Here is a 14,969-nt window from a genome sequence, read left to right as displayed (position 1 = left end):
AATCCACTTCTGGTCTTTTGGATTGCTTCGTCGCCTAAAGTAGTTCCTCGCAGTGACAGTTAGAGATCGGTTTTTTCCCTTAAATTGGTACATTATGTCGAATTACACTTTCACTACAAAATAAAAAATGTAGGGTACTATGCTTTTATTGCCGCCTGAGCTGCGGCAATCCTGGCGATAGGAATACGGTATGGTGAACAGGATACATAATGCAAACCAACCTTATGAAAGAACTCTATAGAGTGGGGGTTACCCGCATGCTCCCCGCATACACCAAGTTTTAATGTAGGGTTATTTTTTAACCCACGTTTTATAGCGATTTCTATTAACTCCCCAACCCCTTCCTCATCTAATTTACTAAAGGGATCAAATGCAAAGATTTTTTTCTCCAAATAATCAGGAAAAAATGATGCCACATCATCTCGAGAAATACCGTAAGTTGTTTGTGTTAAATCATTGGTACCAAAACTAAAATAATCTACCTCCTCAGCAATCTCTCCAGCCTTTAGAGCAGCTCTTGGTAGTTCGATCATAGTACCAAGAGTGAAATCAAACTTGCATTTGTTAATATCTTCCATGTTAGTAATAACATCTTGTATATGGGTCTTTAATATTTTTAGTTCGTTAACATCACTAATTAAAGGAATCATTAACTCCAAAATAGTATTTATATTTTCTTCAACTTGTAATTCTCTGACAGCGGTAAGAATTGCCGTTATTTGCATTTGATAAATTTCAGGATAAGAAATACCGAGGCGACATCCTCTATGCCCAAGCATAGGATTCACTTCATATAGTGCGTGCAAACGTTGTTCAACAACAGCTAATGGTAAATTCATCACATTTGCTAAGTTTCTTTTATCATCCTCTGTTGTTGGTAAGAATTCATGTAAAGGCGGGTCAAGCAATCTGATATTTATGGCTTTGCCCTGCATAATTTTAAATAATGCTTTAAAATCTTGAATTTGCAAGGGCAATAATTTACTTATCGCCTGTTTCCTTCTCTCTATATCGGGAGCAATGATCATTTCTCGTACTAATGGAATTTTATCATGATCAAAAAACATATGTTCTGTTCTACATAACCCTATTCCACTTGCCCCAAATTTTAGGGAAACACCTGCATCTAAAACAGTCTCCGCATTAGCTCTAACTTGTAGAGTAGCAAATTCATCTGCCCAATCTAGAATTGTTTGAAATTCCTTAGTAAAAGTAGGCTGAATCAATGGCACTTCCCCTAAGAAAATTTTTCCCGTTCCACCATCGATAGTTATTAAGTCACCATAATTGATGATAGTGTTACCTATTTTAAATATCTGTTTTTTTTCATCTATTACCACATCATTTGCCCCGCAAACACATGGTTTTCCTAGGCCTCTAGCAACTACCGCAGCATGTGAGGTCATCCCACCTCTGGCGGTCAGAATACCAGCTGAAACATACATACCACTTATATCTTCAGGGCTAGTATCATGGCGTACCAAAATTACTTTATGGTGGTGTGACATTTTCTCGGCATCATAAGGAGAAAAAACCACTATACCAGTGGCAGCTCCTGGAGAGGCTGGCAGCCCCTTAGAGATAGGGTTTAGAATATTGCTATAATCAATAGCCGTATGCAAAAGCTGAGTTAGCGATTCCGGATCTACACGCATTATTGCTTGTTGTTTAGAAATCAGCCCTTCTTGTACCATATCCGTGGCAATTTTAATACTGGCTAAAGCTGTTCTTTTAGCAGTACGTGTTTGTAAAATATACAAAACACCGTTTTGTACGGTGAATTCAATATCTTGTACGTCCAAGTAATGCAGCTCTAACTTCTTACAAATTCCTTGCAATTGATCAAATATTTGGGGCATAACCATTTGCATTGAGGAGTCTATATCATGCTCGTTTGCCATAATAAGGCTTGGGGTTCTTGTTCCTGACACAACATCCTCGCCTTGGGCATTTACTAGATATTCACCAAAAAGCTTATTTTCACCAGTTGCAGGGCAACGCGAGAATACTACACCTGTAGCAGAATTACTCCCTTGATTACCAAAAACCATTGACTGTATATTAATCGCTGTACCCCAATCATTGGGTATATTATGTAACTTTCTATAAGTTACCGCTCTATCACCTGCCCAGGATTTCAATACGGCTTTTATTGATTGTTCTAATTGTTTATATGGGTCAAAAAATGATTCATCACAATGATTAGAAATTATCTTTTTAAACTCTTCAACTATTATTTTTAAGAAATCTCCTGTAATTTCTTTCTCTTGATAGAGATTACATTTGACCTTATGCATCTCAAATGCATTTTTAAATAAACCATTTGAAATTGACAATACCATTGATCCATACATTTCTAAAAATCGTCGATAGCTGTCAAGAGCAAAAATTTCATTTCCAGTAATATTTGATAGTGCATCGCAAACTTGATCATTATACCCAAGATTAAGTATAGTATCCATCATACCAGGCATGGAAGCTCTTGAACCTGAGCGGACGGATAATAATAGTGGATTTTTATGATCCCCAAAGACCTTACCTGTAGAATTCTCCAAATTTTTAATAGCTATCACTAAATCATTATTAAAGTTCTCAGGCAAACTGTAATTATTTTTATAAAAATAATTACAAAGTTCTGTAGTAATAGTAAAACCATCTGGAATAGGTAAATTTAAGTTAGACATCTCTGCAAGACCAGCCCCTTTACTGCCAAGCACGTCTTTCATTTGGGCATTACCATCCCCACCTTTAGTACCAAAATAATAGATCCATTTGTTCATAAATACCAAAATAATTTATACGAATATAGTTTCGATATTCGGGTTAGCTATATCGAATTGAGGTTATAATATAGCAGATTTTTATACTCCACTAATAGCAATTATCATTATTTTTGTAATATTTTAAATTTTTTTCTATAGCTAACCAGTTAAGATTTTAGAGGTAGAGCAGGTTTAGATAGTACACTTTAAAAGTTGTATGTGGTTAACGTCATTGCGAGAAGACCATAGGTCGACGAAGCAATCTATAAAAGTAACCAAAAATGGATTGCTTCGTCGACTTTACGGTCTCCTCGCTAATAAACGGAGTAATGCTAGTCGGGTTAGCTATAAGCAAGCCCCTCTACTTCTTCAGTTCATTTTCACTTTATTAGTTAAAATTAAGCCCATAATCAAATCATAGGCTCTAGCAAATTGATAATCTTTTTTGTAAAGATCAGATAGTTGTTCTAGAGTATTCTTCGATTCAGTCTTTTTTGTCTTATCTTTATCTTTTGTAATATCATCTGTTTTCTTAGTAGCCTCTTTATCTTTATTTGTAGAGTCTATTTTTTTATTATCGTTTTTGTTATTATCGTTTTTTAGGTAATTTTTTAAAGAAGCTTCAGAGAATCTTCCATCCATCACTTTTGTTTCGGGATATTCAACTTTTACCATCTCAACAAATATGTCAGGTTCGATACCCTCTGCTTGAATTGAACGATCATTAGGAGTATAATATTTAGCCGTAGTAAGCTTTATAGCAGCTCTAGGACTGATTAGACCAAAGCTTTGTACGGATCCTTTACCGAAAGATTTTGTGCCAAGTATTACCGCTCTTTTATGATCTTGTAATGCACCAGCTACAATTTCAGCAGCTGAGGCAGAACCAACATTAATAAGAACAATCATTGGAACTGAGGGAGCTTTTTCTGCAGATTTATTGCTATTAAATACGGAGTTACTATTTTTGGTTCTTCCTTTGGTAGTAACAATTACCCCTGAATCAATAAAATATTCGCTAACAGCAACAGCTTGGTCTAACAACCCCCCTGGATTATTACGTAGGTCTAATATAATACCTTCTATGCCATTTTTACTTCCATCTTTTAAAGTTTTCATAGATTTTTTTAATTCTGCAATGGTATGTTCATTAAAAGTCACTATTCTTATATAAGCTATGTTATTTTTTTCTAAATGGGCTTTTACTGGGACAATGGTAACTACTTCGCGGGTAAGTTCAATTGCTTTTGGTTTAGATTCACCTTCTGTAATCACCAATAATTGTACCTTTGTCCCTGGTTCTCCACGCATCTCTTTGACAGACTTATAAAAACCCAAAGCTGAGACAAACTCATCATTAACTCCTACTATATAGTCTCCTGCTTTTATACCTGCCCTATAGGCGGGTAGATCATCGATAGGGGAAACGACTTTGATAGTTCCATTGTCATACTGCACTTCTACACCAATACCGCCAAATTCTCCTTTAGTATCATTAAGAAAATCTTTTAAATCATCATCAGTAAAATAGCTAGAATGAGGGTCTAGCGAAGTTAACATACCTTCTATAGCCGCATCAGTCATTTTTTGTTTTTCAGGTTCTTGGACATAGTCTCTATTAATACGTTCAAAGACCTCTTGGAATTGTTTGAAATAAGCAGGATTGGATAATTCATTTTTCTTTGCTTCTTCAGCTAATGTGACATTAACACAAAAGATAAAATTTGATAATAATATTATAATTAAACGTATGAACATAATACTCCTAAATATCGAGATTGTTTATAATTGTATCAATCTTAATTAAAGCCTGATTATAAATGAACTGAAAACGTTTTTCTGGTTTCTTGCCCATAAGATCGTCTACTATCTTAGCAATATTATCAAAATCATCTATAGTAACTTTTAAAATGGATCTATTTTTTGGATTCATTGTTGTTTCTTTTAACTGAGCTGGCATCATTTCACCTAATCCTTTAAATCGACCAATATCTATTTTAGCCTTACTATTCTTTAATAATTTAGCAGTTAAATCAGTTTTTTGTTGTTCATTTACTGCATAGTAAGTTTTATTAGACTGTGTTAGTCTATAAAGCGGTGGTTTGGCAAGATATAAATGACCTGAGGATATTAATTTCGGCATACGAAGATAAAAGAACGTCATTAACAATGAAGCGATGTGAGCTCCGTCAACATCAGCATCTGTCATAATTATTATTTTCTCGTAACGTAAATTCTCCTCTCGGTAATTTTTAAGACTACCGCATGCTAGTGCCACCTCTAAATCTTGAATTTCTTGATTGTTAGTAATCTTCTCGAAAGTCGCATTGGCAACATTCAGGATTTTGCCTCGAAGAGGTAAAATAGCTTGGGTTTCTCGATCTCTTGCCTGCTTAGCTGATCCTCCAGCGGAATCTCCTTCAACCAAGAATAATTCCGTCCCATTAGGAGAAGTTCTTGTACAATCTGCTAATTTACCTGGTAGTCGCAATTTTTGTGTAGCAGTTTTACGTGAAATATTTTTTTCGTTACGCTTATTTATTCGGTATTCAGCAATATTGACTATATGCTCAAGCAATTGGTTAGCTGCTAGCTTATTACTGCTCAGCCAATGATCAAAATGGTCTTTAATAATGTTCTCTACTATTTTATTAATCCCAGGTGAAACCAATTTTTCTTTTGTTTGTCCTTGAAATATTGGTTCTTGGATAAATATAGAAAAAACAATAGAAGAAGTCTCAAGAATATCTTCAATAGTAAGTAAAGTAGTTTTTTTATTGCCGGTCATTTCGCCATATACTTTTATACCACGCAATAATGCACTACGCATACCTTGCTCATGGGTTCCACCAAGAGGGGTAGGAATAGTGTTACAATATGATTGGATGAAGGGTTGGACTTCATTTTTATGCCAAGCAATTGCCCATTCCACTTTTATGTGATCTTGGTCCCACTCAATATTACCACAAAAAATCTCTCCACTAACTAAATCCTCCAAATTTATTTTTGAAATTAAATAATCCTTCAAACCATCCGGAAAATGGATTAGAGCTGTGGTTGGTACATCACTTTTAGTTTCAATTTCACATTGCCACTCTATTGTTACTCCCCTATATAAATAGGCTTTTGATTTAGCCAATTCATATATTCTTTTTGGCAAAAAATACGATTTATCTCCAAAAATTTCTGGGTCAGGATGAAAATTGATAGATGTTCCCTTTAGTTTTTTGGCAGTATCTTCACTGGTTAAATCATTCAATTTTTGTCCTTTGGAATAAGATTGCTTGAATAATTTACCCTGCTTGTATACCTTAACTTCTAAATAGTCTGATAAAGCATTAACAACAGAAATGCCAACTCCATGTAATCCACCTGCTGTTTGATAGACATTATTTGAAAATTTTCCACCCGAATGGAGGTGAGTTAAAATTACCTCAAGAGCAGATTTCTCAGGGAATTTTGGGTGATTATCAACAGGAATTCCTCTACCATTATCAGAGATAGTGATACTATTATTTACATGCATTTTTATGGTTATAACGCTAGCAAAGCCAGCAACAGCTTCATCCATAGCATTATCTAGCACTTCCGAAACAAGATGATGCATAGCATTCTCGTCCGTTCCGCCAATATACATGCCAGGACGCTTGCGTACAGGCTCAAGCCCTTCTAATACTTCAATATCTTTCGCTGTATACGAATTATTAATTTTGGGCTTCTTCTCATTGAAGCTAAATAGATCAAGCATATTATGATATTAACTTACAAATTTTTATGAATACTATTTGAGTAGATATACTATTTTGAAAGATAGAGAAAAGCAAGAACACATACAGCAAATGCTTGAAATATAACCCGTAACGACATTAATTTGGAACCAAATTTCTTGTCAAATCTCCCACCAATAGCCATAGAGACAATGCCTATCACTAAGATTAATGTAGTCAAACTTAAAGCAATTAATATATATACCACAAAATTATCTCTAAAAATAGACTTTATAGCTAACCCGTTAAGCAGGGTACACTAAAAGTCGCAGCTAATGATTAAAATACTAGGTTATAGAAACGAATAACCGTCATCGCGAGCCACGAAGTGGCGTGGCGATCCAAATAAACAGCTCACTGTTTTATTTTTGCCGTTGCAATTTTCTGGATTGCCGTGTCGTAGCGAAGCGGCTCCTCGCAATGACGTCTGTGCCTATAACCTCATTGCGAGACCACGTGAGTGTAGTGGCAATCTATTTCTAATCACTTTCTAGATTGCTTCGTCGACCTACGGTCTGCCTTACTAATAGACAAAAGCTATCCAAAACATTCCCCTTAGCTATAAAAGTAAATAAAAGAATCATTGGAAATATACTCGAATAATTCAATATTTGCAAATTTAATTCTTCAAAGCAGTATAGCTAATCAGAAGAAAAAGTTAGTGTTACGGTAGTGCCTATGCCTATTTTACTTTGTAAATCAAATTTACCTTTCATTAGTTCAACCAACTTGCGAGTAAGTGGTAAACCAAGACCAGTTCCTTGATATTTTCTGCCAACGGTACTATCAATTTGACCAAAGGTTGACAATACTTTTGGAATATCTCTCTCATCAATTCCTATACCAGTATCTATAACTTGTACATAAACTAGTCCTTTAGATTCATCTTTCTCAGCATAAATTGTTATAGTACCTGATGAGTTAGTGAATTTTATAGAATTAGATAAAAGGTTAAAAAATACTTGTTTAAGTCTTTTGGGGTCTGCTTTTATAACAATATGTTCTTTTGGTAATTTTTCAATTAATTCCACTGATACCTGATCAGCTCTTGGCTTCATTATCCTTACAGTAGAAGTAATTAATTTATTTAGATCTAACTCGATAAAATCAACTAATAGCTTGTCAGCAGATGCTTTGGACAAATCTAATATATCGGTTATTATACTGAGTAAATGCTTACCCGCACTGTTAATATCTTTTATATAATTATCATGGTCTTTATTGTAAGGTGTAGACATCATAATTTCTGAAAAACCTATAATAGCATTTAGAGGGGTACGTAGCTCATGACTAACATTGGCAAAAAATTTAGTATGAGCCGAACTTTCATTTCTAACCTTAACTACTGCTTCCTCTAATGCTTTATTAGTCTCGAATTGTTGATCTATAATTTTCTGGGCATAATTTGTATTACTTGTAACTATAACTAAGAATATTACCAAAATAATAAAAAAGGTTAGTAATACTGTTTCTTCCAGCTCTATAATACTTGACCATAAACTAGTAATATTGGTATTAATCTCTAATACACCATCAACAGGGTAGCTAGATAGGCTGCGGTTTATTATTGGAATATAACTTGTTATACAAGATGTCTTCTCTACTTTCCCTGACATATGGAATATAGCTCTAGGGATTAATACATGACTTGTTATTCCTTTAAAAGCTTTGTTAAAGGCTTGTTCTACAACCAGCTCCTTTAAAAAATATTTATCAATTTGGCTAATAATCCTTTGATATAAATTCTCTTCAGGAAAATTCACTTGACTTGTTACTTGAATTGGAGAGCTGGTTATGACTTTATTACCTTGTAGATCATATAAAGAAATATAGGCATTGAGATTAACAAAAATATCAACTGAAGTAGTTGCAAACTTAATAAAATCAGCATCTTGTAATAAGTTTATATAACCAAATTCATGTAATTTATTTACAGCAGTTTTATTCCTATTCCAGACATTTTTTGTGTAAACATTAGCTATTTTAATATTTGCTTCTCCAACTTGTTTTAAAATCATTTCTTCAATAATGAAGTAACGATAGTAAATCATGTTGACAATGATATTTATAAACAACCCAAAGAACGCCAGTCTAACAATATACTTATTTTGAATCATTAGATTTACACATATTATTTAGAGTATATAGTACCCGAGAAGGTTTTAGCCATGATAAACTGGTCATTGCGAGGAGTACGTAAGCACGACGAAGCAATTGTAAGTTGTCATTCTTAGCAACGGCGGTAATCTAGATATCTACTTTCGCAGGGATGACACAAAACAGGATTGCTTCGTCGCTACTTGTAACTCCTCGCAATGACGGAGTAATGCTAATCGGATTAGCTATAAGTTATTCACTAGCACTAAGTTTTTTCTTCATAGATGATTCCTTAGGTAATTTTTTATCGTTCACTGATTTCAGCTGATCAAAAATACTTAGAGCTTGAGTTATAAAACTTCCGGGCTCAGAAAGATTTGCCGGGAGAATTACTGTATTACTATCCTTGGCTAATTCGCCAAAAGCAGATATATATTGTTCAGCGATTTTTAAAGATACTGCATCGTTACCTCCAGATTTTTGAATAGAGGCGGCTATAAGCTCAATACTTTTAGCAGTAGCCATGGCGACTAATCCTATTGCTTCAGCCTCACCCTTAGCCCTATTTACTTGGTCAATATAGGAAGCTTCAGAATTTAATACAACTTGAGCCTTCTCACCTTCCGCATGATTTATTTTTGCTTGTCTATTGCCTTCTGAGTCTAAAATTTGGGCTCGTTTCTGGCGTTCTGCCGCAACTTGTAACTCCATAGCTTTAAGTATTGTTTGTGGTGGCTGAATGTCTTTAATTTCATAACGCATACATTGTATCCCCCAATTTACTGCCGCTTGGTTAATAGCAGAGACAATAGCAATGTTCAAGGTTTCTCGTTCTTCAAAAGTTCTATCTAATGGTAATTTACCTATTTCTGAACGCATGGTTGTCTGTGCAAGCTGGGTAATGGCATAATATGGACTATTAACCCCATAAGATGCGGCAACTGGATCGACAATTTTTACATATAAAACACCATCTATTAATAACGTAACATTATCATTGGAAATGGCTGTTTGAGCAGTCACATCAATCGCTTCTTCCTTCAAAGTGTGTTTATATGCTACTCTTTGAATCACTGGTATCAAAATATTCAAGCCAGGCTGCAAAACCTTATCGAACTTCCCAAACTTCTCAACAATCCATGCTTGTTGTTGTGGTACAACCTTAACCATCTGTATGATAATAAGAATTGCCACAATACTACAAACTAATAATATATATTCCATATTTTCTCTCCTTTATTTGATCTATAGCTATAGTTATGCCTATAGGATTAGGTGATAAAGAACATAACTATTGTAAGTTGTCATTCCCGCGTAGGCGGGAATCTAGATACCTGCTTTCGCAGGTATGACACAAAGTTTGTATCACCTAATTCAATAGGTTTCACTATATAATAATTTCACTATGCTACCGTCATTAATCTTAGTAATCCCTTCCACTATCACCATATCTCCTTCCTTGATTTCATCTGAAATAATCTCTGTTAGACCATTTAGACTAGTCCCTAGCTTAACATAAAGTTGTTGAACTTTGTTATCATTAAGTTTATATACAAAATACTCACCTTTACTATTACTCTGTACTGATTGACTAGCTACTGCTAAATTCCTATGTTTATTAAGAATTAAGTCTATATGCACATAGCTTCTATGTACAATATTACTATTAGAATCAACAATAATTTTAGCACTTATAGTGCCATTATCTGAAACATATTGCGAGATTTCAGCAATTTTCCCATTAATCTTATCACCATTATTCTCAGTTATTACTAAATCAGTGGATCTTGACACCTGATTATAAAGCCCCTCAGGTAACTCCATTAAAATACTCTTAGTGGTAGAATCTTGAGCAATAATGCTAAAAAGATACTTTCCTTGCTCTACCTTATCCCCTATTCTCAGTTTTATTATACCAATATTTCCATCAAATGGTGCTATAATAACCATATCGTTGTAACTATTCATCGCTTTGGCAAAAGCAAGCTTAGCTACTTCTAAAGCACTATTTGATTTTTCTAGCACATCGCTACTAATATATTTTTTGGCATATAATGCCTTATCACGACTATAAGCAGCCATAGCCATTTTTAAAGATACTTCTGCTTGTGACTTAGTTGACACAGCTAAATCTTGGTCAATAATAAGTAAAACATCTCCTTTATGAACCTTACCACCCTGGGCATTAGATATTATATCAACCGTACCGGAAGTATTTGTATAATAATCCCGGCTCATATCATTTTTACATTGCCCTACAACAGTGAAAACATTATACAGATCAGCCATTTGTACTTTACTGGCTTTTACCAAAATGCCCTCTTGTTCTTCAGCGATAGTACAGCACGAAATAATGCATATACTTACAAAAACAATTAACTTATTTAACATTTCAAATATAATATTTAAAGTTTTAAATCTGTTACCCAACGATGTTCTTTCTCTAGTATCTCAAAACGAATTTTTTCACTTTTCTTATCAAGTTCTGCTTCTGGCACTAGAGAAGCTCCGTTAAATTCAAACCCATAAAAATTAATTTGTAATTTAGTACATATTTTTTCCACCGACTCAATATTTTCTAAAACATCATCAACGAATATTATGGTTTTAGGATAGTAATTCCTGTTGTGTAAAATATTCTCTAATACTGCACCTTTATCAATATCAGCAGTAAGAATCACCCCTTCTTTCATCATTGGTATACCATTCTTACCATGTAATCCATCAATTAATATTTCCTCTTTTATGGGAGTAGATTTCATAAAATCTATATTTATTCCTTTCAGCTCTTTTAAACGCCAATCAGTAAAATCCTCAATAACACCGAACCGACCTGTATATAATTTAGTCAGAGCAGCAGTTGGAATTTGCTTCTCCCATAATTTATTAAGTATATCATTTATATGGGGATCCACTAAGCGAATAGTACGATTTTTTAAAATAATACTAAAAAAAAGTTGCCTTTCTTCTCTGGTAAGGCGGTTTTTACTTTCAGCACGCCATTCAAGTCTATAAGGGTGAGTTAAGCGATATTCATCTTGATCCATGATCAGTACGTCATCCACGTCAAAAAGTGCCAAACTATCTTGATCTAGCTTATCTATTACTTCTGAGATTCTTAAAAAATCTGAGACTTTAGTTGTTTTAGTAAATGTATGTCTGTTCATTAGTTTTAATAATTTATTATTTCTTCCAAAGAATTAGCAATTATAGCTAAATCTGATTCTCGTGCAAGGTTGTGATGTCCATCTTTTATTAATTTCATCACTACTATATCACTAGTAATTTTTTCTACCAGCTTACTTGAAATGGTATAAGGTACGTCAACATCTAACATCCCATGAATTAAATGAACAGGTTGCTTAAGATTAATACTATTTGAGTTTAGTAACAAGTGATTTTTAGCTTCAAGTATTAATTGATAACTTATTGGATATGTATCATTGCAATTACGCCCACCAACCTCAAGCCATTTTTGTTGCTGCATTTGTATTTTTTGAATTTCAGTTAAATTTTCCCAAATAGTTTCTGTAAAATCTATTGCCGGAGCAAGAGCAACAACGCCACAAATTTTACTAGGAAATTTTATAGCAGCAAGAATGGCTAGCCAGGCTCCCATACTGGAACCTATTACAATAGTTGGTTGTATACTCTTCTGCTCCTGCGAATTGGTTCCGCAAAACTTCGGGGTATTTGCGTACTCACGTACTTCATGTACGCCTAGTACGCTCACCCCTTGTTTATTGCCCCCATTCATAGGATCATTTGAGTATATGAGAAATTCATCTAATACCATCTCAACCCCCATAAGCCATGAGCCAATAGTTTCATCGAGAAAATTACCTGATGATTTTCCATGACCAAAATTATCAAATGTGATAAAATTATAATCCTGTGTTTTGCAGTAATTCTCAAGAAATACAGCTTTTGTACCATTCATATGTGACATCAAACCATGTAAGAACATTACGGAAGGCATGTTTTTTTTGTTACTTTTATAATTATTATAAGTGATAAATTTTTTCTTTTCTGTATTATATAGTTTATTCATTTAAATTAGTTAATTAATGATTTCATCAAATTCACCCAAACGATACCATAAACCAACCGTTTTGCAAGTAGTTCCAGCTTTATTCTCTGGGGGAGTAGAACGAGGGACAATTGAAGTAGCTAAAATGTTAAAAGAAGCTGACTATAATGTTATTGTAGTCTCCTCTGGTGGTTCATTAGTTGAAAAGTTAGTATCTGCAGATATACCACATGTTTTTATGAATAGTGCTACTAAAAATCCTTTTTCAATATGGAAAAATGCAAGGATTCTATCAGAAATAATTAAGGAATATGATGTAGATATAGTACATGCAAGATCGAGAGCTCCAGCTTGGAGCTGTTATATGGCAGCAAAGGCTACTAATACCAAATTTTTAACAACATTTCATGGCATTTACAACGTCTCGAATTTGTTCAAACATTTCTATAATAGCGTGATGATCAAAGGTGAAAAAGTCATAGCTGTGTCTAATTTTGTAAAACAGCATATATTAGCTAATTATAAAATTCTAGAAGAACAAATTGTGGTAATACGTCGAGGGGTAGATTATCGCTATTTTGATCCCAAAAATGTTACAGAAGAAAAATTAATAAAATATAAAAAGAAATACGGTCTATCTAATAACACTCCTCCTATAATATTATTACCATCAAGAGTTACCAGTTGGAAAGGACACCTTACCCTTGTTGAAGCACTTGGCAAATTAAAACATCTAGATTTCTACTGTCTCATGGTTGGAGATTTATCTAAACATCCAAATTTTACAAACCGAGTGAAATCTCTTATAAACTTATTGAAACTACAAAGTAAAGTTCAAATTTTCGGTAATGAAGTTGATATGCTCGGTCTTTATGGTATTTCAGACATAGTGTTATCTACTTCGATTGAGCCAGAAGCGTTTGGTCGAACTATAACTGAAGGACAATCAATGGAAAAGCTAGTAATTGCTACAAATATTGGTGGAGCTATTGAAACAATATCAGATACAAATACTGGATTTCATGTCAACCCAAACGATCCAATTGATCTCGCAGAAAAAATTGAACATTGCTTATCTATACTTAAAACCAATGAAGGTAAGAAAATACAACAAGCGGCAAGAAAAGCAGTAATCGATAAATTTTCTCTTGATTTAATGCTAAGTAAAACCTTAGATTTATATAAGGAAATACTCAAAGGAAACTAGTAAGCCTCCACGTTAAAAGTTGGAAAGAACTTTCAGGCTGTATTAAACCATAGCACCCTACATTTTTTATTTTGTTGTAAGGTGTCATTCCTAGCTGCGGCAGGAATCTAAGATACCTGCTTTCGCAGGTATGACATAATCTTTATCATTTTACTGACTCAATCAACTTTCTAACTCCATCTACTGATTTGTTAAATAAATTTTGTTCTTCATCATTTAATTTTATTTCTACTATTTTTTCCACACCATTTTTACCAATAATAACCGGCACACCGACATACATATTTTTTACTCCATATTCCCCTTGAAGATAAGCAGCACAACTTAATATTTTGCGTTTATCTTTTAAATAACTCTCTAACATTTCAATAGCAGAAGTTGCTGGAGCGTAATAGGCGGAACCACTTTTAAGTAGTGAAACAATTTCTCCACCACCATTTCTTGTACGATCTATTATTGCGTTAATACGTTCCTTCGTTGACCATCCCATTTCTACTAAATCTAAAACTGGTATTCCATTAATTGTCGAATATCTAACCAAAGGAACCATTGAATCACCATGCCCCCCAAGGACAAAACTACTAACATTTTCTACAGAAACATTAAATTCATGGGCTAAGAAAAGGTTAAATCTGGCTGAGTCAAGTACCCCAGCCATCCCAACTACCCTATTGCTAGGTAGTCCACTTTCCTTTAACATTACATAAACCATAGCATCAAGTGGGTTGGTTACAACAATGACAAAAGCGTTTGGGGCATATTGCTTAATATTTGCCGCAACAGTTTTTATGACAGTGCTATTCACATTAATTAAGTCATCACGACTCATCCCTGGTAAACGTGGTACTCCGGCTGTAACAATTATAGCATCTGCACCTTCCATGTCTTTATAATCATTAGTGCCTGTGATACTTACATCTGAACCTGTAATGGCCCCAGCTTGTGATATATCTAAAGTCTTACCCTGCGGAAAACCGTTAGATATATCAAACATAACTACGTCACCAAGTTCTCTAAAGGCTATCAAATGTGCAAGTGTTCCACCGATATTGCCACCACCAATTAAAGCAATTTTTGTTTTTTTAGCCATACTTCCTCCTGAAAAG

General features: G+C 34.2%; 11 protein-coding genes. 1 reads left to right on the top strand and 10 read right to left on the bottom strand.

Going from position 1 to position 14,969, the window contains the following annotated elements; all coding sequences use genetic code 11:
* Positions 1 to 137: 137 nt before the first annotated feature.
* From ppdK to ACQH2P_RS09385, 9 genes are all read right to left on the bottom strand, one after another.
* On the bottom strand, positions 138 to 2,780 hold the full coding sequence (gene ppdK / locus ACQH2P_RS09425) for a pyruvate, phosphate dikinase (protein WP_425363916.1): 2,643 nt from the start codon (positions 2,778 to 2,780) through the stop codon (positions 138 to 140).
* Between the two features lie 351 nt (positions 2,781 to 3,131).
* Entirely contained in the window at positions 3,132 to 4,520 is a 1,389-nt protein-coding gene (locus ACQH2P_RS09420) for a S41 family peptidase (RefSeq protein WP_425363915.1), read from the bottom strand.
* A gap of 7 nt (positions 4,521 to 4,527) precedes the next feature.
* The gene (gene parE, locus ACQH2P_RS09415) at positions 4,528 to 6,510 is read right to left on the bottom strand and encodes a DNA topoisomerase IV subunit B (RefSeq protein WP_425363914.1); all 1,983 of its coding nucleotides are present in this window, start codon (positions 6,508 to 6,510) and stop codon (positions 4,528 to 4,530) included.
* Between the two features lie 50 nt (positions 6,511 to 6,560).
* Positions 6,561 to 6,737, bottom strand: a complete 177-nt coding sequence (locus ACQH2P_RS09410) for an HIG1 domain-containing protein (protein ID WP_425363913.1) — start codon at positions 6,735 to 6,737, stop codon at positions 6,561 to 6,563.
* Positions 6,738 to 7,170: 433 nt separating this feature from the next.
* Positions 7,171 to 8,646, bottom strand: coding sequence for a sensor histidine kinase (locus tag ACQH2P_RS09405; RefSeq protein ID WP_425363912.1), 1,476 nt, complete (start codon positions 8,644 to 8,646; stop codon positions 7,171 to 7,173).
* A gap of 232 nt (positions 8,647 to 8,878) precedes the next feature.
* Positions 8,879 to 9,850 (bottom strand): SPFH domain-containing protein, encoded by a 972-nt coding sequence (locus ACQH2P_RS09400; RefSeq protein ID WP_425363911.1) that lies wholly within the window; start codon positions 9,848 to 9,850, stop codon positions 8,879 to 8,881.
* A 150-nt stretch (positions 9,851 to 10,000) separates the two neighbouring features.
* Entirely contained in the window at positions 10,001 to 11,017 is a 1,017-nt protein-coding gene (locus tag ACQH2P_RS09395; RefSeq protein WP_425363910.1) for an efflux RND transporter periplasmic adaptor subunit, read from the bottom strand.
* Between the two features lie 14 nt (positions 11,018 to 11,031).
* Positions 11,032 to 11,793 carry a DUF2608 domain-containing protein gene (locus ACQH2P_RS09390; protein ID WP_425363909.1) on the bottom strand — a complete coding sequence of 254 codons (762 nt, stop codon included), beginning with the start codon at positions 11,791 to 11,793 and terminating at the stop codon, positions 11,032 to 11,034.
* A 5-nt stretch (positions 11,794 to 11,798) separates the two neighbouring features.
* Positions 11,799 to 12,677, bottom strand: coding sequence for an alpha/beta hydrolase (locus ACQH2P_RS09385; RefSeq protein ID WP_425363908.1), 879 nt, complete (start codon positions 12,675 to 12,677; stop codon positions 11,799 to 11,801).
* A 16-nt stretch (positions 12,678 to 12,693) separates the two neighbouring features.
* Here ACQH2P_RS09385 and ACQH2P_RS09380 point away from each other — a divergent pair, with 16 nt between their 5' ends.
* Positions 12,694 to 13,863, top strand: coding sequence for a glycosyltransferase family 4 protein (locus ACQH2P_RS09380; protein WP_425363907.1), 1,170 nt, complete (start codon positions 12,694 to 12,696; stop codon positions 13,861 to 13,863).
* A gap of 145 nt (positions 13,864 to 14,008) precedes the next feature.
* Here the strand turns inward: ACQH2P_RS09380 and mdh are convergent, their stop codons facing one another.
* Positions 14,009 to 14,953, bottom strand: coding sequence for a malate dehydrogenase (gene mdh / locus ACQH2P_RS09375; RefSeq protein WP_425363906.1), 945 nt, complete (start codon positions 14,951 to 14,953; stop codon positions 14,009 to 14,011).
* Between the last annotated feature and the right edge of the window lie 16 nt (positions 14,954 to 14,969).

The organism is Candidatus Tisiphia endosymbiont of Hybos culiciformis (genome assembly GCF_964030975.1).
Classification (GTDB): Bacteria; Pseudomonadota; Alphaproteobacteria; order Rickettsiales; family Rickettsiaceae; genus Tisiphia.
The sequence above is the reverse complement of the archived record's forward strand: the minus strand, read 5'-3'. Positions and strand labels throughout refer to the sequence as shown.